The sequence below is a fragment of the Gottfriedia sp. NPDC058432 genome, assembly GCF_042721555.1.
In the GTDB taxonomy this organism is placed as follows: Bacteria; Bacillota; Bacilli; order Bacillales; family Bacillaceae_G; genus Gottfriedia.
The window spans coordinates 1-22,640 of the sequence record NZ_JBHXLC010000044.1; the positions used below are offsets into that span (position 1 = coordinate 1).

Here is a 22,640-nt window from a genome sequence, read left to right on the forward strand (position 1 = left end):
CTATTATATATAATTCTATTATAATATTACACTAACAACTGGTATTTGTAATTTGGGATAATTTCAGCATTTCTTTATAAAAAGTAAGAACCATTTAAGCAGTTTAAAACAAAAAAGGATAGAAATTAATTTCCATCCTCAAATGTTTATTTCTTTTTCTCTCAAATAATCTTCATAAGCTTTTTTTACTTTATCAGATTTTGGCAAAGCTGGAGCTACTTTGGAAAGTCTTTTGCTTAGATCGTTTAAAAGGTATACCCCTCTAAACAAAGTGCTAGCTAAAATTCCGAAACCTATAATGATACCAACTTCTCCTATCATTAAAAGAAATATACCTAAAACGGTTGCTAATACGATTAATATTTACAATTTCAAAGGAATTCTTCCTTCCCTAGTTTTTCTTATCCACAAAAAACTATATTTAATTATGTCTAAAATCAAATTTATCATCAGGGACATTCAGAGTGTGACCGTTAATAACAACTGTATCACTATCAATCCATTCAATATCTGCTGCGCTCTCACGATAATTCCAGTATACAGTTTTACTCTTCTTTTCCTTGTTAAATACTAATTCTCCTCTTACAGTATTTTCAGTTGTTGCTCCTCCACTTGTTACATATGCTTTTAAAGTATAATTTCCGTTTGGAGATTCTTCTTCTGTAAGATATTCTCCTTTTGGTAATCTATTCATATCAAAAAATGCCCAGTATACCCCATACCCGATAATCACCAAAAAAAATACGCTTACAGAAATTAATATTTTAAATGTTAGTCGTCTTCTTTTCTGCCAACTTTTTTTATTTTCTAGTATTTTAGTAGACAAATTACGATCTCCTTTTTTGTACCCAATGAAATTTCAATCTATTTTCTGAAATTATAATTGCTTTAAATTGGTTTATAAAAACTTAAACACCATTATTTTCTACTAATTCCCTTTTGCTTAAGAATGTTATCTGAATTTCACCATAATTAAATGAGTATTTTTTAACATTCTTACTTCTCCGTTTTATTTATGCAAGTTCTAAAGGTAAATAAGCATATTCTCCATCCCTAATAATCTCACACTTTTTAACTGAAATCGGATACTTAAAAATCGGTCCATCTATCACGGTAGTATGGAACTCCCCACTTTCTCCACATGGATCAATGCCTCGACTTTCAAGCTCCTTCACATATTCATGAGTTAATGTTCGTCCTAAATCTTCTTCTCGCATTCTTAATGATAAGTTGACCGATACAACAATTGTTTGAAACCCCCTATTTATAAACTCATCGACAGCATCACGGTGATTCATTTCCCATAATGGCATACCAAGCTTTAATCCAACATTTTTAGTAACCCTATCATGCCAACAATCTTGTGCAGGCATATCTATGTCTCCCGTTACTAATACTTCTGTTCCTTGATTTTTTGCATTTTCTAATAGCTGTGTAAATACTTTTTCATATTCCTGCCAATTTGCCACCCCTGTATAAACAGGTAAGCCTATTGATTCTGCTTGAGCGTGTACTAATTCAGGAGGCATTCCATGGGATCTAGAACGTTTTCCTTCTTCCTCAAGCATAACGATCAATCCAACCGCTTCCCCTATTTTCATAGCTTTATATAAGGCTAGTACACTATCTTTCCCTCCGCTAAAAGAAGTTATAAATTTACGACCAACTGCATTATTTTTCCAGTTTACTGTTTCTACCATTCACAACTTACTCCCTTATCTTAATGATTTTTCCACTATATTTTTAAGTACAAATTAATATTAAAATTTTTCTAATGTTCTTGCAATATTCCTCACATTTTCAATACTAGGAAGTTCTCCATTCTCATCTTTCATTATCCTATAAGAACCAGTATCGTTTTTATACCGAACTTAAAATTACTTCTCATTAGTCGTCTCCTTATACCACGAGTTTTTTAATCTAATTTTAATATTAGACAAAATTTTCAACCTCCCTTGCTATCTATGCAATAAATTGTTTCAAAAATAAGAAGACCGACAAAAGTCGATCTTTTCCTGGAATTAGCTAATCTATATTTAGTAGAATCTAAATTGAACTTCTCCTCCAGCTATACCTAACCAATAATTTTAAATTTTTTTAACACTCCAAATTAAGCAAATAAAAAGATCTGCTACCGCAGACCACTTTTTAAAAAAATTGTATATTTTATTTGTAAGTTTTAAAAAAGTAATAATCTTCTCTACTAAATGGGAAAATCCATAAAATCATTTCTTAACATAATGAAGCATTGCAAGTTGACCTAATTTTTCTACTTTGGTCAAAGTGTATTTTTGGGTAATATCATCACCAGCATAAAGAGAGATACCTTTTCCTAATACAATTGGAGCGATCGCTAGTTGAAATTCATCAATCAAATTTTCTTTAAAAAATTCTCGGGCTAGATTCCCTCCACCTATAAACCAAATATCCTTACCAGGTTGTTGTTTTAATTCTTGTATAAAAGCTTTAATATCTCCGTCTATAAAAGTAGCATATTCATCTGAACCAGTTGCAGATTTTGAAAACACATAGTTTTTGTATGTACGATAAGGATAATCCATATCAAATCCGCGAACGACGTCATACGTTCCCTTTCCCATCACTACAGTGTCAATTCTCTCTAAAAGAGTATTATAGCCAGAATCTCCTTCTACTTCTGTTGTTTCTAGCCATTCTAACGTGCCATCATTGTTTGCTATATAACCATCAATTGAAGTACCAATATATAATATAATTTTACGATGTTTTTCCATGTAAATCTCCAATCTTTTTTTTGATGTTTGTTTTGCTCATTACTTCTCATGCCATATGTATTCAATACTGAGGGATTCTGGATTTTGGAAATGTCAGTTTCTTCAATGCCATTTATATTAATCTTAGGAATGATTCACACGGGCATTGGATTCTTATTATTCTTTTCAGGAATGCAGAAATTAAACGGGCAAAGCATAGCAGCATTAAGTTATGTTGATCCAATCACTACTTTAGTGATTTCAACTGTTTTCTTACAATAGAAAATGACAATTATTCAAATGATTGGTGGGGCATTGCTATTAAGTTCCACATTTGCAAGTGAAAATCATTCATGGAGACTGTCTAAACCATTTTTGAAAAAACAGCTAAATAATAAAATAAACAGTGGGAATGTGCAATTTCCCACTGTTTTTAATTTTAGATTATGAATTTCTATACTTAGCAAACATTAATTCATCATGATATTTATCTAGATCCGGTAATTTTAAATTTTCGGCAATCATAATTTCAGCTTCTTTATCATATTCTACCCTTACAAATTGGATCGAATTAGATGAATAAGAACCATCAAGAATCGCATACGATGCTGAAGTTAAATCAAGAGAATTTCCAACACTTCCTACATTGCATAGAATTCCGTTTTTGAAAGTTTCCAAAAAGGTAGTATGTATATCTCCATAAAAGACGATATCTGGGGTCTTTTCGTTTTTGTTTGAATTTGTTATCTCACTATTTTCAAACATACTTAACCGTTTTTCAATTGGATGAAATGGTAAAATCCTCTCAAACTCACTCCTTGGTGAAGCGTGAAAAAATCTGATTAATTGTCCATTTAATTCAAGGTCAATATGAAATGGTAATGAAGATAGAAATTGATAGTCATTATCTGTTAATCGGTCTCTAAACCATTGAATAAAATCATTTTCTGCAGGTGACTGAATAAATACATCCCAATTGCCACGGACCACTTTTTCACAATTTTTTTTAATAAGCTCTATACACGCTGACCCTTGAGGCCCCTTACCAATTATATCACCTAAGCAAAAAATTCTTTCAATTTCTCTAGAACGAATGTCTTTTAAAACTGCTTCTAATGCCGTTTTATTTCCGTGAATATCTGAAATAACTGCTATTTTTGTCATGATGCATGCTTCCTCCTCTTCTCTAACAATTGCATTTTACTAAAAGACCCAAATTATCTATACCCTATATACTAGCAAACATTTATTTATATTGAAATTGTTAAAGCGAACTGCTCATATTTGTTAACCATTAAACTATTCCATTTAAAAGAAGATTAATCCTTCATTATCATTTTACTATAAAAGAAAAAAGGAGCTATTTTTTAGCTCCTTTTCAATGCAAATTCATGAACTGGTATTAAACTTGGGTATAAACCGACAATCCCTTTTTGAAAATTAAGTAAGATAGATGTATCTGTCATGTCATTAAGTGCTTCATTTATTTCATGGTCAATAACTTTTGAAAGTCTTTAATCAATCACAAGTAAACTCCTAACATCAATTACTAATATGTTATCACTTTTAAATCATCAGAAATGCATAGAATTGTTATTTAAATAATAATTATAGTGTTTTGTCATACTTACTTCTAAATAATCAAACGAATTTATTAACTCCAATGCTTTTTCATTGTCATCATATTTTGTATCAACATTCGGTAAATTGATTATTCTATTTTTCAAAGTAGGATGTGTAGCGTATTCAGCTTCAGAATTGCTTAAAGCTTTACCTAATGACTCCTCAATTTGCTTCTTGTAACTTTCAACATTTTCACGGTAATAGCTAAAGTAATTTTCAAATTGAAATCCATGAACAATTTTTTCGGTCATTTGTTCATCAATTAAACGATTAAAAACATTACCATGACTTATTAACTTAGACAATGCCTCTTTAAAATTTTCATTTCCACACATTTTTGCTGCAATAAAATCTGCTCTGTGCTCCATTTCTCTAGAAATTTTCATATTAAATTTGTGAAAAATTTTAAGATAATATTTCATAAGCAAATTTGGTAAAATCATTGGAATTGATATAAATATTGGACGACGACGACCATTGTGATTAAACAAGGATGTAATATAGTCTAAATACTTATTTGCACCTTTATAGACAGGAGAAACGAACCGATTGAAAACTAAATCTCTACCCGTAAAATGCGACAGTTCATGGGCAATAATCGCACGCAGTTCATTTACTGATAATATGTGAAGTAAAGGATAACTAATTGCTAGTATTCTACCTTTTGCAATTCCATTAAAAACAATAATTTTGCCTTCAGATACAAAAAAGTTTGATTTCACATGCAAAATGATCGAGTCTGGCATTTGTGTATTCATTTTTTCAGAAAGTTCAGAAATCAAATTGCGAAGTTTTGGATGATCATGATGATTAATTAATATAGCCGGCTCAAATTGTTTATTTTTAAAAAACATAGAAATAATTGCAATAAAACAACTCACTACCCCAAATATCATACCAAAAAAAGGTAGAGCATCGATTAATATTAATCCAAAATATGCAAATCCTAATTCACCTAAAAATTTACCTACAAAATAATGAATAATAAAGATTAACCCGCTACCAACAAATACGATTAATGCGGTTGTAAATAAAACCATAAGATAAAAACCTGGAATGAATAGAAGAGAAGCAAAGATTTTCTTTTTTGATACAATTGGTTCACATTCCATACTTTCTTCTGACAATAGATCACTTCCTTCTTAGTTATTAGATCCCAACCACTATATATTTTTAGAAATCAATTATATATATCTATAAAAATTATATAAGCTATGATAGAAGTAGTCGGAATAATACTGATCAATTTTGGTATGTTGAAATTAAATTCATTTAAAGTTTTTCTCAATAAGCCATCCAAGAGAGAATAGAGATTTATAGCCAAAAACACAACTAATAAAGTAATAATAAAAGAATAATTCTTAAGAAGAAATTTGGTTCCAATAAAAAACGAAGGTAAAAAAATAATCTCTAAAATGAATTCAGCTAGATCATGCCTTCTATTGTCAAATTTGAAAAGCCATTTCCCATATCTCTTTAATAACGACATTTTGCCAGCACCTCTTTATGATAGATATTCGCTATTAAATTTACACTTTCCTTTTATGGCCATTTTTACTGTTTAAATTTTTTCTCATTCACATTCCAAGTTTTATTCCCAATCCATAATCCCATTAAAGTGGAGAATATTATTGCTATTAAATATTCAAAAATAACATAAGGAATATAGGTTAGAACTACTCTATTAAGTACAAACAAATTAAATGTGGTAAATAGTAACCAAGAACCAGTATAAAAAAATACTATGTTTAATACATATCTTTTCTTGCCCTTGGATCTTATTGTGTTCCATTTTTCTTTTTGTTTATTTAAATTTCTCATTTATCGCCCTCACTTTACTCATCACTTCTCTATTTATCTAATTTTCAAATTATTATACAGTATCAAATGAACTTTGTAATTTGGGGGAAATTGCTTATTTCATTGAAATTTAAACTTCATTGTTGTTAATAAGTAAAAAAAAACGTCTCTCCTTTATCGTTTTGATTAGGACAGCCGTTTTTAATTTTTAAATCCATTAACCTTATACTCAAATTTTAGAATCATTTTCATTATTTTTTAATTCATGATAAAAATGTGCCTCACTTGCATTCATATAAGGAAACAACCATAAAAAACCAATGCCAACTGTTAAAATGCATAATAAGATCCAACCAAGAAAAGAAAGGTCTAAACAAAACAATTTCCACTTATATCCATCCATCATTCTTCTACTCTTTGTTATCGCATCATTTGGAGACAAATGTGGTTCTTCAATTAATATGTATGGCGCCATTCTATATGAATATGATTTTATAATGCCAGGAACAATCAAAAGCAATGTCCAAAGTGTAGTATATAAATAAGTTAAGAAATTTAGTAAAAATGCATTTAAATATAAATTCAAGTTTGTAAAATAATAAAAGATTGTTTGTAAGGAATAAGGTTGCTCATCTTCCTTTGTCGCAAATGTAAAGAGTCGTGTACTCCCGATCGTAATAATTGCCGTAATAAATAAACTATAAATAAACGTTATGTAGTCATCCCAGCTAATTACAAAGGATATATATTTCGTCAATTCATTTTTAATGGGATTCGGGAAGTATACAGTAAGTCGATTTTCAACTAATGTAGTTAAAAGATGTACTATGATCGTATACCCAATAAACTTTTTCCAATTCCCTCTCAGTGTATCCCTTGCTCTTGAGCGTATTTCATCTATGTACATGAAAACACCTCCTTTATGTTTATGAATATAAAATTCTACATTTTTCTACAAATCCCTTTTTAAAAATTATGTCAATATTTTTACAATGAATATTTCTATTAATTTTTAGCGCAAAAAAACATTCCATAATTAAAAATGGAATGTTTCTTAAAATCACCAATTGTTGTCGAGTCAATCCTAAATTGATTGCCACTGTTTTACATATTAAATAAACTGTCTTCTATGAAATCACTTCGCTAGACTCAACTTTGTTGTCTACTTCTTAATCGACCAATTATTTCCATATATTTTCAATCGATCTAACAGATTTATTTGTCCCTGCATGTTTTAATCCGTAAATATCCTCTATTGTATGTAAAAGATCAAAATGGTTTAAATTTTCGTTAAATTGTCCTTTTTTTACCATGGGTCCAACAAAAACGGTGGGAATTTTGTTATTATGTGAAAGGTCATCTTCATCCCACGTTACAATTAGCAAACTATTATTCGTTTTTGCCCATTTGACATAAGCACCAATTTGTTTTTTTAACCACTGATCTCCTTGTTTAATTGTTCCATCGTGCATGTCATTTTGGAGATTAGGGATTATAAACGAAACAGTTGGAAGTTTACTAAAATTTGTTGGGAAATTTTCTAATGGCTGATTTGCTTTTTTAGGGACATTTGTAAAATTAGCCCAAGGATTGTGCCTACGTGCATAATTTTTGTTGTATTCTCCATTAAAACCAATTGAAGGCAAATCTTCAGAATAACCGGCAAATGTTAATTTTTTTTCAATAAGCTCACTTGCTAAATTATCTGTTGAGAATTTTGTTTTTGGTAAAGTATCGTCTGTGACACCTTGATTTGATCCAGAGAACAGGTCCAAATAATTCGGCTGGCTAGGATGTTCAATTGCATGATAGTTAGTTAAGTTGGCACCTAGGTTCATTAGTGAATTAATATAAGGTGCAGAATGATTCCCCATAATTTGCTGTTTCGCATGATTCTCCTCAATTACTATTACAATGTGATCAATTTTTGGCATTCCTGATTCTGTTTGCGAATTGAAATTAAATAATTTAAACGTATTTAGATTTTTTTTATTAATCTGTATACAAGCAATTAAAACAAAACAGATTAAAAAAAGTACTATAACCCATTTTCTCAATATAACACTACCTTTATTTAATTATTTTCTTATTTCAATGAAATTAAAGTTTTAACATAATCTTGTTATTTATTCTGTATTTTTCCTTAAAACATTAATTCTCTTTGTATATGTAATTACCCTTCTTTGATTTATTTCTTTCAATTCATTAATAATGATGATCTTCTTTTTGTTGTTAAGTTTGTCGGGCCCATAAGAAAAAAACATCCCATTAGATAAATGGAATGTTTTTCAACAAAATTATTCTTTTAAACCCATTGCTTGTTTAATAGCCTCATAGATATAAGTGTTTTCATATGTTCCTGATAATAGCTCTGCTCCAGCACCAATTGCTGTTAATGGAACAGATACGCCACCGTGTCCACTTGTTGTCCAGTCAATCATGAATTGATTGCTACTGTTTGCCACATTAAATGGTCCGTCTTCTTTAGAAATTCCATCGCCTGACTCATCTTTGATGTCAACATCTTCAATTGATAAGCCACCACATTCATGGTCTGCTACTACTAGAACAAGAGTGTCAGGGTGGTTCTTAGCATATTCCTTAGCTACAGATACTGATTTATCTAGTTCTTGACCAGCCTTAATCATTTTTTCAGCATTGTTCTCATGAGACATTTCGTCTGTTCCCTCTTCTTCTACCATTAAGAAGAAACCTTTTTTATTATCTGATAAAGTATCGATTGCTTTTTTAGTCATGTCAGGAAGAGATACTACTGGATCATAAAGATCACCTTTTCCCTCTTCTCTTTGTTCAAACATTTCTTCGTTTGCAAAAAGACCTAACAACTTACCATTTTTCGCTTTTTGTAGCTCATTAGCATTCGTTACGTAATTGTAGCCAAGCTTTTTCGCTTCATCTACAAGATTTCCTTGTGTTCCTTTACTTTGTTCAGAAGGGTCCTTTACTGGGTGGTCTTCGTAGCTTCCAGCATTTCCTGCAGGATACCAAAAGTCCTCTCCTCCACCTAGTAGAACATCGACTTTGCTGTTTTCAAGATACTGCTTAGCAATGTCACTTTGTTTTGAACGATCTGTTACATGGGCACCAAATGCTGCTGGAGTTGCATCCGTAATCTGGCTTGTTGTGACTAAACCAGTTGATTTCCCAGCTTCTTTCGCCATTTCCAAGACTGTTTTTACTGACTTCTTGTTTGCATCAACACCAATTGCCCCATTATACGTTTTTACCCCTGACGCCATAGCAGTAGCCGCAGCTGCAGAATCTGTTATAGCAGTAGTTGAGCTAGTATGTACCAATCCAGCATAAGGCATATCATCCATTGCTAGTTTACCAGTTTGTCCAACAGTAGCCAGTCGGATCGCTTCACGGTGTGCAGCCCCCATTCCGTCTCCAACAAAAACAATCACATTTTTTGCCTTTCCTTGTTTGTGACTATTATCGGATTCTTTAGCATCTACGAAATGATTAAAACCAAATGTTGTTGCGGTTGCAATTGTTATAGCAGCACTGATTATCGTTTTCTTTTTCCCCATGAATAACACTCCCTACCTGAATATTTTCTTAATTTCAATATAAAGGAAGAGTATTTAGGAACTGTATAGATACTGTAAAAATGGTATAAATTTGTATGAATATTTTGTAACTTTTGTCAATGTAGTTCTTTCAATTTTTAAATTTAATCCTTGTTTAATGTTTTAATTTCTAGTTTATTTATCGAATCCAAATAAAAAAAGAATCAAATTGTAGATTCTTTTCGCTCTCAAACTATGATCTTTTAGATTTCTTAATGATTCTATTAAATAGTACAAATACTGCAATTAAAATAATTAAGACTAAACCAGGAAAAACGATATTAAGCATTTTAGACCAGCCTTTCAAGTAGTGTTTTATATTATTTCGTCACAATCGTAAATATTTCCTTTTTTGGCGAAATTAACTACCCCACCATTATATTAAATTAAAGTTCAATTTTTTTCACATAGATTACTTTATTTACTTTTAGTATCCTCCGATTTAATAGTTAAGAGACTTTCCCATTACCAAATTTAAGGAGGAAATACAATGATTAGAATTAAAAAAGGTTTAGCTATTTGTATAGTATCTTCAATGTTACTAATATGTGGAACAGCTTTTGCAGCAAATGGTAAATACTCTACTACATATAGCATGACAGGTGGCGTCGAAAGTAAAAGACTTGATGTTGGTAGTAATCCTACCTTTATTGTTGCAGTTAATCCTACCAAGGGTATTTGGGTAGATACTAAGAAAACAAAACAAGCTAATATAGAACTACAATTTAAAATGGATGCTTTTGGCTTAGATCCGATAATAGATGTAACAAATGTACCATCAGTAACTGGTGGAAACAAAACATTTACAAATAAGACAAAGGGTAAACATTATATTTATTTCCGTAACTACACAGGCCTTCAAATGGAAGGAAAAACATCTATATCTTGGAAATACTAACATGTTCGGCTATTCAATATCATTAGATCCTATTGAATTTTTATTTGTATTTTTGCTAGGATTAATAGCATATTTCATTAAGATAAAATGGATTAGTAAATCAGTTACAAAACAAAAATTCGTTCATTTTACATTATGGTTTTTTTACTACTTATCTTTAGTAAAAGTTGTTTTCTTTCCAATTACGTATTTCTATAAAAAAAATCCTGAAATAACTAGTAAGCTCTATTATCTATTTTCACCTTTTAATACAATTCTTAAGTCGATTGAACATGATCTATGGATACAAGTAATTGGTAATATTCTTTTGTTGCTTCCAATACCAGTTCTCTATGTAGTACTAAAAAGAAAAATTCTGCGGTTTCATAAAAATTTTTTAATTGGGCTTTTTCTGACTGTGTCAATTGAAATAATTCAGCTTGGAATCAATTATATAACAGGATATCCAAATAAGGTGATGGATATCGATGATGTAATCTTAAACGTTATTGGTATATTATTAGGTTGGATTATTTCTAGAGTATACTTGTGTTGGCATTTAAAAGAAAAAACCTCTGTTTAAAAAAGACTTCTCCCCCCTACCTCATTTATATTTAATAGATAGAAAGGCACTCTAATCATTATATTTAATTAGTTGAATTTTATAATTGGGGGAATTCACCATTTTTCAGGATATTTTTATAATTTTATGTATGCATTATAGGAAGTAAATCAAATTTTTGTGCTTTAATATAGGGATCAAACATATATTTATTATTGTGTAAATTTCATTTATTTAACAAAATGTTTATTGCAACTAAGCAAATAAATTCTAAGCGACTAAAGAGAATCCTCTTAGTCGTTTTTTTAATCCAATGCTTTTCTTTTGGATTAATCATCTTTTTATATATTTTATCAATTAACATGCAACTTGTTTCCAACAGAATTTCCTACATTGTAACCCATCCACCCGATCCCAATCTTTCCTACAAAAAATAAAATGCATTTTTTCTTAAAGTCAACATTAGAATAATTTTAGCTATTAAAAAGGGAGTGAGACAATTTGGCTTACTGTACTAAATGCGGTGGAAACCTAGAGCAAGGTGCAATATTTTGTACAAATTGTGGTGAAAAAACTAGTATTCCAGAAGTGACTAATCAGGTCGAAACTCGTTCGGAAAATCGGAATTTACATGAAAGTAATTATAAAAATAAGTATAGTAGATTAAAAGGTATATTGATTTCAATTGCCGTATTAATTATATTGGCTGTCGCAATTTATTTAGTTTATCCAAAACTTACAAATAAAAATAAACACTCTCAACATGTATCGAATCATGTACAAAATAATGATAATGAGCAAGAGGCAGCGGGAGATTCTGCAAATAATCCACCTAATACTCAAACGATCCCATCTTATAAAGCTCAATTAGAACAATTAAAAATTTACGCTGGTAGTAGAAGTCTTTCTGTTGGTAGTTGGGACATAACACAAATTGATGGTGTAATACATTTAACAGCTAATAATATTTCTCCACAAAATCTTCAATCAATATTTAATTTATATGATAGTGGAAATATTTCTCCAATAAGAAATTGGGCGATTAAAGTAGCAAATATTGCAGATGAAGTAGCAATGTCTAAAAATACATCATGGTATATTTATGTTGGTGATCAATGTGTTGCACAGTATCCACAAACGTTATCTAGCGATGATTTAATGTATTATTCAGGCTCTTGTGGTGTTTCAATACCTGTATTGGAAGGAAATTCGAAAAGTGATTTAGCCATTGTGATCCATACAATGGTATATGGTAAAATGTCTACCACAAATGAGTTTATCTTGCCAATGAGTAATATCAGAAAACTAACTCAAGATGATCTAGATTATTTGACAAAAGATGAGTTGAGCTATGCTAGAAACGAAATTTATGCACGACATGGATACATTTTTAAAACGGTTAAAATGCGCAACTATTTTTTAGCAAAAACATGGTATAGTCCAAATGTGAATTATAATGGTACTTTAAGTCAGATTGAAACTTATAATGTAAAACTAATCAAAGATAGGGAGGCGTTACTTAATTGAAGTTGGTAGTTAATAAAAAGATCATTATTTTTTTTATGATCTTTATAATCTGTATTCTAAGTTTTATATTTTATCAAAAAGATCAATCTGATAATAAACCGCACAAAACATCAATAAGTCAGCAGCCTAAAATAGAAAACGTTAAAGAAAAATCAAATAAAGTCATTCAAACAAATGAAAAGAAGAACTCCAAAAAGCCACTTGTAATTTGTATTGATCCAGGTCACCAAAGTAAAGCAAATACAGCGCTTGAACCATTAGGTCCGGGCTCTAGTGAAATGAAGATTAAAGTGGCTGGCGGTACAACAGGAGTAGTGACAAAGAAGCCCGAGTATGTTTTAAGCTTAGAGGCATCACTTAAATTAGGTGAAATCCTTAAAAAGAGAGGTTACAATGTCATCTTCACTCGTACAACAAATAATGTAAATTTAAGCAATAAAGAAAGAGCAGAAATAGCCAACAAAATCAATGCTGATTTATTTATAAGAATCCACGCTGACGGTTCGAATGATCATTCTACAAAAGGATTTTCTGTCTTAACTCCGTCTAAAGAAAATCCTTATATTTCTTCACTTTATAAAGATAGTTTATTAATTTCACAGAATATTGTTGAGGAAGTAAAAAAAGACCAATATACAAAAGTAAAAGGGATTTCCTATCGTGACGATCTCTCAGGATTTAATTGGTCAAAGGTCCCTGTTACATTAATTGAACTTGGATTTATGACAAATCCCGAAGAAGATCGAAAACTATCGGATCCACATTATTTAACAAGTTTGTTGATGAAGATAGCAGATGGGATCGATCGATATAGTTCAGAAGTTATTGACGATGGGTCAAGTTAGACGTAGGTAAATAAAATATTTCTTGCTAATATCCCGCACTTATAATTTTTTGTATTTCTAAACGTGTATTGGAATCCTTGGATGCCTTGCACGTTTCTTTTTTATTGATAAGTCTATTTCTGATATTTATATAGTTAGATTTTTACAGAGTGAAATTTGAATTTAAGAAAAAAGGTTACAACTTTGTGCCCTATTTTTAAAAGCATGAAATACCTTTTATTAATATTCCTCTCTGAACATAGTTCGGAATGCTTGTCCATTTATTTTCAGAAAAAGGTCCCCTCCAAGTAAAAGAGTAACATCCACAAATTAAATGACGATGTCTTTTCACTTTCTACATGAATGGGATCATATTGTAAATCTTAAGTATAGTTTCTAATATTATGTCCTATCTATTAAGTGGCTTTTTTCACCTACTATTAATCTTTATTCCATTTAATTAAAATAGTTTTCCTAATAGTAAGTCACTAATTCTATGAATCGTATTTATGACTATTGTTCGTAATAAAATCATTTGAGTGATTGCCATTACAATATAAACTATTGAAATGATATATAAACTATCGATTCCTTTTGTTTTAGTATTTTGGAACGAACTGATTACTAATGGAACAACACTAATACTCATAAATACCGATACTAAGACAAATATTAAACAAAGTGTTATCGAGACATAACTTAAAATAAATGCAAAGCAAACTAAAGCTAAACTAACAGAATATATAGTTCCATATCTCGCAATAACTTCTTTTAATTGAAGATTTGTTTTTTTACCTTTTAAAAAAATGTAAGATGTAATGACTGTTACTAAATGAACAATTAATATCATAACAAATGGGCTAATAACCAAGGTACTAAAGCTTAATTGGTTACTGAAGTTAGTATAATCTCCTAGAACACTCTCTGTTGATTTAATCCCAATCTTTAATACATTATAGAAAGTTGCTGGAATTAATAGCGAATATAAAATTAAAATAATAATCCCTTTTAAAAAATGTTTTTCTGTAACACCTTGTGCAATACCATAAGGATTTTTAATGGCTAATTTAAAGAAACTCCAAAAGTCTAACATTGCTGATTTAAATTGATTAAGTTGCTCTGAATTCACATGATTCATAACTTGGCTATTTGCACCTGGTTCAGTTACTGTTTGTGATAAGAGCCCGTTATGTACGATTGCTGAAGAATTTTGGTTCGATCGTTCTGTCTTAGGTGTAACTACTTTTGAAACCGATTCACCTAATGAAATATCCTCATTCATCTGATCTTGATTTGTTGAAATTACCTCTTCATTTTTCAAAAAAATAACTTTTGTTCCGCAATTCCCACAAAAACGGTCATTTTCTACTAATGAATTGCCACATCTTTTACAAAACATAACTATTCCTCCTTTTTTAATCCGTCTAAAGATTAGATACCTTATCAATTTATTAGACGAAATTAAGATACTTTTAATTTATATTTTGATAGTGTGGAAAAATTCTGAAAATAATTGATAAAATTACAAATAAACCGTTAATGAAGATTTAAACTAATAAGGATTAGAACAGTAAACTTATATTCCTTACCTTGTCTTTAGAATAAATATATACTATCTCTCAATTAAAATAGTTTCTTATGAAGTTGCTACTCATGTACTTATTACATCTTTTCTCGACCGCTGCCAGGTTTAACACCTAACTCTCTCATTTCTTTTGTTGGATTATTATATCGCTCTTCAATATCTTCAAACATTCTTAGCCCTAAATAATACGGGTTAATGCTTGTTTTTGATGGCTGAACTACTCCTGCATTAAGCTTTGTACTCAATCGCTTCAAAGACGATGACCGAAAGGGTAATTATCATAATATTTCATTTGATTTTCTGGGATACACATTTAAAAAGTAAAAAAATTTAAAAAGCTACTCTAAACTAACCATTTCCAGCTTAAGTAATTGTAGACCAAGTATAAAAATAAAGACAAACCCCATTTTTAAAAATGGGGTTTGCAACATTCAGTAGTACATCGCTATGAATATTCTTATTATTTATGAATTTTTTAAATTAGTTTTTTCTTACCAAAAAATAACATTTAGATTAACTGATAAATATACTCAGATAAACTTGAACGCTCAACGGAATTAAGAAAAAATGTGATACAAATATTGACCATGTAGTTTTATTGTTTTTTTTGTCAGATATTAAAGGTCTAAAAAGAAGATTCAAAATAATAGAACCTAAAATACTAATAAATAATAAAAAACAAATATAATAAATGTCCGAATTAGTATTTGAAACACTAGACCCGGCAGCCATCATGGTTACCACTAGGTACAAAGGTATTGATACCGGAAAAATTACTAAAAAGGAACAAGTATAAATTATTGTACGCAGAATTGTTTTATTTTTATTCTTTTCAGACATTTTGAATACTCCTTTGAAATTATATTAAATAATCTTGGTTACGGATTGTAAACACCCCATGTTTCTTTAAAGGTTTCCCTATAATGATACTTCATTTTATCTTTAAATTTTTTTGTAGGTTTTATAGTAATTTTTGTACCAAGAGTATAAGGCATTAAAAATGAGACTGGATCACCATCAAGTCTATAATTTATTATATATTTCTTGTATTTTCCTTTTTTATTTCTCTTAAGTTTTTGGACGTTCTCATCATCTCCCGATGCAGAAAATCCAGGAGCATTATAAGTATAAGCTTTATGTGTTGGAGCACTTAGGTCCCCATCCACTACTTCTGATTCAACAAACGATGCTAAATATCCGCCAAGTGAATGACCTGTAAAATATATTTTATTTATACTCTTTTTGTCTTTTTTTATTTCATTTTTTGCTAATGATACAGCTTGATTCGACTGTGAACCTCTATGTCCTTCGATTACTTCGTACTCATCCGCTTTTACATCTGGCCACTTATTCGACTGTGTACCTCTATATGCAATTACATAATCATATTTTCCATTACTTAATTTCTTTCTATAAATACTAGCAAAAAAACCATCTGCACCCTTATATCCATTTGGACGTACAGTTTCTACCCACCCATTATTTAATGTCTTGTTTGGCTTATATTTTCGGTAAGCATCGTCTGAAAACAATAACATTTGTTTTTCAATTGAGTATACTATTTTCTGCCATCCGCTGTACCCATCATCATGTGCTGCTTTTTTACCATCTGAATCAGTCTTATTTATTGGGTCATTCTCGCTATAGATATATCCATTTTGACTTAGTGGATTTACATCATTAATAGGCAAAATTGGGTCTAATGCTTGAAAAGCGCCATTACTAGGATTGTAGTATCTTGCATTCAAGTAATAGTGTTTAGTTTCACTATCATAATAATAACCAGCATATCGAATGGGATTGTCTTCTGACAATGAACCATTCGAGGCAAGTACATTACCAAACGAATCATAAGTATAAGATGCAACTTCTTGTCCGTTTTTATCTATCATACTTAAGACGTTACCATGATGATTTGTTATATAGTAGTATGCTGTTTCATTCCAAGATTGTCCGTTCTTTTGTTTCCAAATTACACTAAGTGGATATCTATCATTATTGTATACATAATATCTATACCCTATAACACTATTATTTTCTTTAATTACTTCAAGAGATAAATTTGAATCCTTATAGTAGTATTCAAAAACTTTATTACCAATTGTTTTACTGGTTCTTTGATTTTCTTCGTCATATTGATATGAAGCAACATTCTGTCCGCTAAGAGTGTCAATACTAGATAGTTGCCCTACTTCATTATAATTATATTTATATTTTTCATCTTGTAATAAATTCCCGTCTAAATCATAGGTGTATTGATCAGAATTTTTATTATTAATTTGATTTGCGTCATTATAGCCATATGAATCGATTGAAATTACTTCTCCAGTTTTTGATATCTCACGTTTAGTTCTATTTCCTACATCATCGTAAGTATATTTAATGATTGTACCATCAGGTAAATTCTCCTGTTCAATTTGTTGGTTCTTATCGTATTGATAGGAAGTAGCTACCCCATTAACAGTTTCACCTTTAATATATCCATTTGAATAATATTGATAGTTTAATGCAAAATCCTTACTATTACTATCAAATGTAAGAGTATCAACGTTTTCATCGGAATTATACTGTACAACTCGATTAAGATTATTATCTATTTTCAGAGTGTTCTTATTATTGACCGAATCGTTTGTTGTATCTAAACTCATTTGAACATTATTGTTTTCATCTTTTATTTCCAAATGTTTTACTTTACCATCCTCATCTGATTGGAATGTTTCTAATTTGGTAAAAGGAATGCTAGAATCTTGATATAATGTTTTTATAGACTGTAAAACATTCTCTAAATCGTAAATATAGTTTTGCTTAAAATTTCCCAAAGAGAATGTATCAATATCATTATTTTCATTATATAAAAATTCTTTCTTTAAATTTCCAAACTGAATTGTTTTTAATAAATCGTTTTCATAAACATAATCCCATCCAGTTTGCTTTATATTATCCTTATAAACTCCTACATTAGTTAATTGCTGAGTATCAGCATCATAAACGTATCTTTTTTCAATAGATGAGTTTAATATTTGTTTTGTTTGATTTCCTTGTTCATCATAATAATATTTAACTGTTATTTTTCTTTGATCTGATACTGGTATGCTATATTCTTGAATTTTACCTGAACTATCATAAGTAAAACTTTTTAAACGCCCAAGTCCATCTATAATACTCTTAAAATTCCCTTGATCATCATAAGTAAAGCTTGTTACATCTCCTTTGGGTTGTTTAATTGAATTTAATTGAGATGTTTTTAATATGTCATACACATAGTTAGTTTTATTACCAACAGCATCAGTCGTCGAACTTATATCACCATACTCACTATATGTGGTTTCTGTTTTATGATTACTTTCATCTGTAACTGTAGTTTTATTCGTTGAATCATCATATACGGTTATTACACTAGACCCATCTGGGTTTGTTAACTTAGTATTGCGACCATACTTATCAACCTCATAAGTGTTTTTACCATCCGAATTTGTAATAGACTCGATCCATTTTTTAGTAGGATCATAGATATATGAGGTGGTCGTTTTAGTACCATCTGAATCTATATTTTCGCTGTTTAAAAGATTATGATAACTTGAAGTATCATAGACATTAGTTGTTATATTATTGTCTGGATCAGTATTTGTTAACTCATTTCCCCAATTATCAAAAGTAAATTTTGATATTTTATCATCCCTAATTATTTGCTTAACATTATAATTTTCATCATATTCATTTTCAGTTACAACTTCATTTTCAACTTTTGCAATTGCATAAGTATTTTTTTGAGTATCCCTTGTATAAGTTGTGGAATCCTCATCATTTTTTTTTACTGAATATGAATCTTTATCTGAAAAATCGTAAACTGTATTTGAAGATTCTCCATCGACTTGTTCGTTAATTTGTAAACTAGTAGTAGTTGGATAACTAAATAATGTTTCTATATTCTTAGCATCTTTAAATGAAATGATTTTACCAGTAGAATCATAAAGAAACTCATTTTTTAATAATCTTGGAGGATTTTTCTCATCAGTGATAATTACATCTTTCAATGTTTGATCACTATTGTAATGATAAGTATATTTCTTATCTACAAATTGAGCTGACTCTATTAAATTACTAGTTCCTGAGTATGAAAAATTGATACTTTTACGATTCGAGGAACCATCTGCATCTAACTCAGAAACTTTAATTAATCGATTACTAGAATCATAGACAAATCCAATCGTATTATTAAATTTATCTTGATATCGATTTATTCTATATTTTCCAGAGTCAGGTTGAATTGCTTCAAACTGCTTCTTAAATCCTGTTTTATCTGTAAGTTCATAACCTTTTTGACTGTTAATAGTATTAGAATTTAAAGTAAGATACTTACCTTTTGGAGAAATAAACTGACTAGCTGTTGTATCATATAAGAATTCATGTTTGGTTGCATCCTCATCAACATAAACAACTTTTAATACATTAGAACCCTTTTTAACTTCTTGCAAACTCTCATCACCAGTGAATGTCCATCCTTTTCCTAAAGCTGATACTCTTGATGATTGAGAATTGTAAGTACGATCCATTCGATATCCAAGTATACCTCTTGTATAAAGACTTGCATCACCAAAAATAGCTACTATGTTTCCGTTAGTTACGTTTACTGAAGCTTGTCCATCACCTAATTTATGTGACCCGTATGTCCAATAATCTTCTAAACCTAATCTCTCGACATCAGCTGGATTTGCTTCTAATGGCATTGTACTTCCAAAATAGTTTGTTGAATATACTGTTTCCCCCTGTGAATTATATGCACTTACTCTAAAATAGAATTTCAAACTTGTTGCATAAGTTGTACCCATTTTTGAGTATAATTTAAATGGTTCCCTTGGTAAATCTGTACCTTTTCCATCTTGATGAAGTACCTGAGTTTTTGTTGGATCTGCATTCGCTATTTCTGCATCTGTCGGCCAAATACCTTTTCCTTTAGTAGTCCAACTAGTTGTATTTTTCACATCATACGGTTCATAAAACTTACCATTAAAAACCCATACTTTATACCCGGTTGCACCTGGAATTGAATCCCAAGTTAAACTCGCATACCCATAATCACTAGCCAATTCATTTGCATATACATCTCCATTAGGAGGTGGTGGTGTCGTTAGTGATGGAATATACTTTATCTCAGCATCAGATTGCAGAGAATCTCCGTCTTCATTATAAGCGCTTATTTTAATATAATAATAGGTTCGATCTTCATATCCGCCGGCAGCATTTGTATAAACAACTGACGGATTTATTGCAAAGGATACTCCTGTATTATCTAAGTGTAATTTATATCTTCCTGTTTCCGTCGGTTTTGGCCATACTTTTAAATCTTTAGTTGAATACGAAGTTACATCTGCCTTTGTATCATATACTTGTTCGTATTCCTTTCCATTAAAAAACCATACTTTATAACCAGTCGCACCAGTTACCTTACTCCATGAAATATCAAAATAACCCGTTTGATTACCAAAAGTATAACTTTTGGATGTGGTCTTAGCTGGTTTAGCTAGGTCAGGAATAGTCGGTGTGCTAGGATTTGACATCACACTTTCACCCAATGGATAAATCGCAGAAATTCGGAACCAATAATTTTTATTAGTAGGATATACTCCTCCAGAAGCTTGGTATAAATAGGCTGGGTCAGTAGGTAATTCTTGTCCCCCTGTTCCAGCAGTCTGATATAAATCTAATATTGGATCCGGTTTTTTTGTTGCATTAAGTTTTGTTGGCCATATCCCTTTATTTTGTGTTGTAAAACTTGTTGCTGTACCTACCGGGAATTTTTCATACTCTTTACCATTATAAATCCACACATTGTACCCTGTAGCTCCTGGTATTGGGTCCCAATCCAAGTTAATATAACCAGTCTGATTCCCATTTGAAATTACTTTTGTAACTTCAGGTTTTGGCGGTACTGGAATTGAATAGTTTACAGAAATATATGGATTATTATTAGAATTAGATGTAGAAACAATCTTTTTCCAATATGATTGGCCGTTTCCGTTTGTATGTAACTTTAATCCATAATTTTTTTGAGTACCTTGTAGCCAGCTCTTTACCGTTCCAGTGATATCAAAGCTTGCCCATTGATCTTTTCCTACTGTATCACTAGTTAAATTAACAGAATCAGGTTTAGTATTCCATGTAACTGTTGAATTTGACCAAGATTCTGTAATTCGGTCCAACCAAATTCCAGTTGCACTAGCTGATGCTGTATGTGTTACATAAGCATTAAAATTCGCACTTGTTACAGTTACGCCAGCAAGGTTTGGTAGAGACTGATTTATAAAGGCATAACATGTCCCCGTCGTACTATCGTAGTTTCCAATTTTTAAAATATATTCGCCTAATCCAGAATCCCATTTTGAAGATGTACTAGAATAATTTGTTGTAGGATAAGCACTCATAAGAAATGAATCCGACGAATTTGTTACAGATGTTGTAGGATCGATAAAAATTGGAAATACTCGTTCAGGACTAGCTAACCAGTCTGGGTCTGCATTTAACGTTAAAATATATCCATCTTCAGTTTCTTGAATGTCATATTTTACATTGTTAGATGTTGCTGAATCACCAGAACCTTTATCGTAATTCGAATCAGACATATTAGGTTTTGGTAATTCAAAAACCTTTTTATCATTTTCATCTTTCATTTGAATATTGCCAACATCATCGATTGTCGCTTTTAGATCAGTTTGAATCTTAAATTTAAATATATGATAGCCGTTATATTGATGTAAGACTAAATCTTCTTTTGTATTCTGATTAAATGTATAGTTTTGTAGATCAATTTGAGGAAAAATGCCTTTATGGACAATTTTGTTTGAACTTTCCTCAAAAGTTGCTTCAACATCATCCGCTAATAGAGTTTGCTTATTTTCTCCTGCTGCCTGCAAAATTGACAATGACATTGAATGTCCTTTATATGTAAAATTTGCATATTTTCCATTCGACATGGATTTAAGGAAATCTGTGTCTATTGCAGTATTTTCAGTCGTTATTATATTTTTTGTAGATTCATCTTTTACTAGATCTGGAGAAATTTCTTCAAGTGTCTTTTCTCCAGGTTCTTTCAAATTAACTGGTTCAAAATATATCTTTTTAGTATATTTTCCGTTGCCGTTATAATATGTTTTCGTATTTACTGTACGGTCCTCTACTATTTCTCCTACTCTTGGTTCATTCGAAGAAGTAGGATCAGTTTTAATGTTATCTGCATCAGCATCTTTTATAGGTATTTTCGTTTCAATTTCATCGCTAGAATTGGTTGATATTCCTGATTTAATTTCCTCAGCGAAGATTTTAATAGGTAATGAGGCAAATAATAAACTAAATAACACTAAAATCGTAAAAATATTTTTAAAATTCAGTTTCCACATTCTGTATTCTCCCAATATTTCAATTTTTTAACACTTCTCTAATTTAACGCTCCCTTTCTCAATTTAATATTAAAAAAACCTTTTTTATTATAATTTAATTGGTAATATATTACAATATTATTA

The 22,640-nt window shown here is 30.4% G+C and carries 15 protein-coding genes and 2 pseudogenes; 5 read left to right on the forward strand and 12 right to left on the reverse strand.

What is annotated here, in order from left to right; all coding sequences use genetic code 11:
- Positions 1–138 precede the first annotated feature (138 nt).
- The 4 genes from ACFWM3_RS24245 to ACFWM3_RS24260 form a co-directional block, all read right to left on the reverse strand.
- Positions 139–321, reverse strand: a complete 183-nt coding sequence (locus tag ACFWM3_RS24245) for a hypothetical protein (RefSeq protein ID WP_390313267.1) — start codon at positions 319–321, stop codon at positions 139–141.
- 100 nt (positions 322–421) lie between these two features.
- On the reverse strand, positions 422–763 hold the full coding sequence (locus ACFWM3_RS24250; protein WP_390313285.1) for a DUF5412 domain-containing protein: 342 nt from the start codon (positions 761–763) through the stop codon (positions 422–424).
- A gap of 250 nt (positions 764–1,013) precedes the next feature.
- Entirely contained in the window at positions 1,014–1,700 is a 687-nt protein-coding gene (locus ACFWM3_RS24255; RefSeq protein WP_390313268.1) for a Dph6-related ATP pyrophosphatase, read from the reverse strand.
- A gap of 525 nt (positions 1,701–2,225) precedes the next feature.
- A complete protein-coding gene (locus ACFWM3_RS24260; protein WP_390313269.1) occupies positions 2,226–2,753 on the reverse strand; it encodes a dihydrofolate reductase family protein in 528 nt (175 codons plus the stop codon).
- Positions 2,754–2,789: 36 nt separating this feature from the next.
- Between ACFWM3_RS24260 and ACFWM3_RS24265 the strand changes: the two are divergent.
- Positions 2,790–3,182, forward strand: a pseudogene (locus tag ACFWM3_RS24265) (EamA family transporter); the annotation flags it as partial.
- On the opposite strand, the gene ACFWM3_RS24270 reads toward ACFWM3_RS24265, so the two are convergent.
- From ACFWM3_RS24270 to ACFWM3_RS24290, 5 genes are all read right to left on the reverse strand, one after another.
- Positions 3,177–3,896 (reverse strand): metallophosphoesterase family protein, encoded by a 720-nt coding sequence (locus ACFWM3_RS24270; protein ID WP_390313271.1) that lies wholly within the window; start codon positions 3,894–3,896, stop codon positions 3,177–3,179. The pseudogene ACFWM3_RS24265 and the gene ACFWM3_RS24270 sit on opposite strands and share 6 nt — an antisense overlap.
- 410 nt (positions 3,897–4,306) lie before the next feature.
- On the reverse strand, positions 4,307–5,482 hold the full coding sequence (locus ACFWM3_RS24275) for a M48 family metallopeptidase (protein WP_390313272.1): 1,176 nt from the start codon (positions 5,480–5,482) through the stop codon (positions 4,307–4,309).
- A 902-nt stretch (positions 5,483–6,384) separates the two neighbouring features.
- The gene (locus tag ACFWM3_RS24280) at positions 6,385–7,062 is read right to left on the reverse strand and encodes a DUF975 family protein (RefSeq protein ID WP_390313273.1); all 678 of its coding nucleotides are present in this window, start codon (positions 7,060–7,062) and stop codon (positions 6,385–6,387) included.
- 274 nt (positions 7,063–7,336) lie between these two features.
- Positions 7,337–8,212, reverse strand: coding sequence for an alkaline phosphatase family protein (locus ACFWM3_RS24285; RefSeq protein ID WP_390313274.1), 876 nt, complete (start codon positions 8,210–8,212; stop codon positions 7,337–7,339).
- Positions 8,213–8,452: 240 nt separating this feature from the next.
- Entirely contained in the window at positions 8,453–9,709 is a 1,257-nt protein-coding gene (locus ACFWM3_RS24290; RefSeq protein ID WP_390313275.1) for an alkaline phosphatase, read from the reverse strand.
- A 529-nt stretch (positions 9,710–10,238) separates the two neighbouring features.
- Here ACFWM3_RS24290 and ACFWM3_RS24295 point away from each other — a divergent pair.
- The 4 genes from ACFWM3_RS24295 to ACFWM3_RS24310 all read left to right on the forward strand — a co-directional run bounded on the left by ACFWM3_RS24295 (position 10,239) and on the right by ACFWM3_RS24310 (position 13,559).
- A complete protein-coding gene (locus ACFWM3_RS24295) occupies positions 10,239–10,646 on the forward strand; it encodes a hypothetical protein (RefSeq protein WP_390313276.1) in 408 nt (135 codons plus the stop codon).
- A gap of 1 nt (position 10,647) precedes the next feature.
- Complete coding sequence (locus tag ACFWM3_RS24300) at positions 10,648–11,208, forward strand: VanZ family protein (RefSeq protein WP_390313278.1); 561 nt, start codon at positions 10,648–10,650, stop codon at positions 11,206–11,208.
- A 480-nt stretch (positions 11,209–11,688) separates the two neighbouring features.
- Positions 11,689–12,714, forward strand: coding sequence for a YARHG domain-containing protein (locus ACFWM3_RS24305; RefSeq protein ID WP_390313280.1), 1,026 nt, complete (start codon positions 11,689–11,691; stop codon positions 12,712–12,714).
- Positions 12,711–13,559, forward strand: coding sequence for an N-acetylmuramoyl-L-alanine amidase (locus ACFWM3_RS24310; protein WP_390313281.1), 849 nt, complete (start codon positions 12,711–12,713; stop codon positions 13,557–13,559). The genes ACFWM3_RS24305 and ACFWM3_RS24310 overlap by 4 nt, the downstream gene beginning before the upstream one ends.
- A gap of 439 nt (positions 13,560–13,998) precedes the next feature.
- On the opposite strand, the gene ACFWM3_RS24315 is transcribed toward ACFWM3_RS24310, so the two are convergent.
- From ACFWM3_RS24315 to ACFWM3_RS24325, 3 genes and pseudogenes are all read right to left on the reverse strand, one after another.
- On the reverse strand, positions 13,999–14,937 hold the full coding sequence (locus ACFWM3_RS24315; RefSeq protein WP_390313283.1) for a zinc-ribbon domain-containing protein: 939 nt from the start codon (positions 14,935–14,937) through the stop codon (positions 13,999–14,001).
- A gap of 266 nt (positions 14,938–15,203) precedes the next feature.
- Positions 15,204–15,359, reverse strand: a pseudogene (locus ACFWM3_RS24320) (SpoVR family protein); the annotation flags it as partial.
- A 642-nt stretch (positions 15,360–16,001) separates the two neighbouring features.
- A complete protein-coding gene (locus ACFWM3_RS24325) occupies positions 16,002–22,517 on the reverse strand; it encodes a DNRLRE domain-containing protein (RefSeq protein WP_390313284.1) in 6,516 nt (2,171 codons plus the stop codon).
- Positions 22,518–22,640 lie beyond the last annotated feature (123 nt).

Bases quoted from the DNA above. Each gene is read 5' to 3' on its own strand.
- ACFWM3_RS24245 (WP_390313267.1), bottom strand. From the start codon at position 321: ATGATAGGAGAAGTTGGTATCATTATAGGTTTCGGAATTTTAGCTAGC.
- ACFWM3_RS24255 (WP_390313268.1), bottom strand. From the start codon at position 1,700: ATGGTAGAAACAGTAAACTGGAAAAATAATGCAGTTGGTCGTAAATTT.
- ACFWM3_RS24260 (WP_390313269.1), bottom strand. From the start codon at position 2,753: ATGGAAAAACATCGTAAAATTATATTATATATTGGTACTTCAATTGAT.
- ACFWM3_RS24270 (WP_390313271.1), bottom strand. From the start codon at position 3,896: ATGACAAAAATAGCAGTTATTTCAGATATTCACGGAAATAAAACGGCA.
- ACFWM3_RS24280 (WP_390313273.1), bottom strand. From the start codon at position 7,062: ATGTACATAGATGAAATACGCTCAAGAGCAAGGGATACACTGAGAGGG.
- ACFWM3_RS24290 (WP_390313275.1), bottom strand. From the start codon at position 9,709: ATGGGGAAAAAGAAAACGATAATCAGTGCTGCTATAACAATTGCAACC.
- ACFWM3_RS24295 (WP_390313276.1), top strand. From the start codon at position 10,239: ATGATTAGAATTAAAAAAGGTTTAGCTATTTGTATAGTATCTTCAATG.
- ACFWM3_RS24300 (WP_390313278.1), top strand. From the start codon at position 10,648: ATGTTCGGCTATTCAATATCATTAGATCCTATTGAATTTTTATTTGTA.
- ACFWM3_RS24315 (WP_390313283.1), bottom strand. From the start codon at position 14,937: ATGTTTTGTAAAAGATGTGGCAATTCATTAGTAGAAAATGACCGTTTT.
- ACFWM3_RS24325 (WP_390313284.1), bottom strand. From the start codon at position 22,517: ATGTGGAAACTGAATTTTAAAAATATTTTTACGATTTTAGTGTTATTT.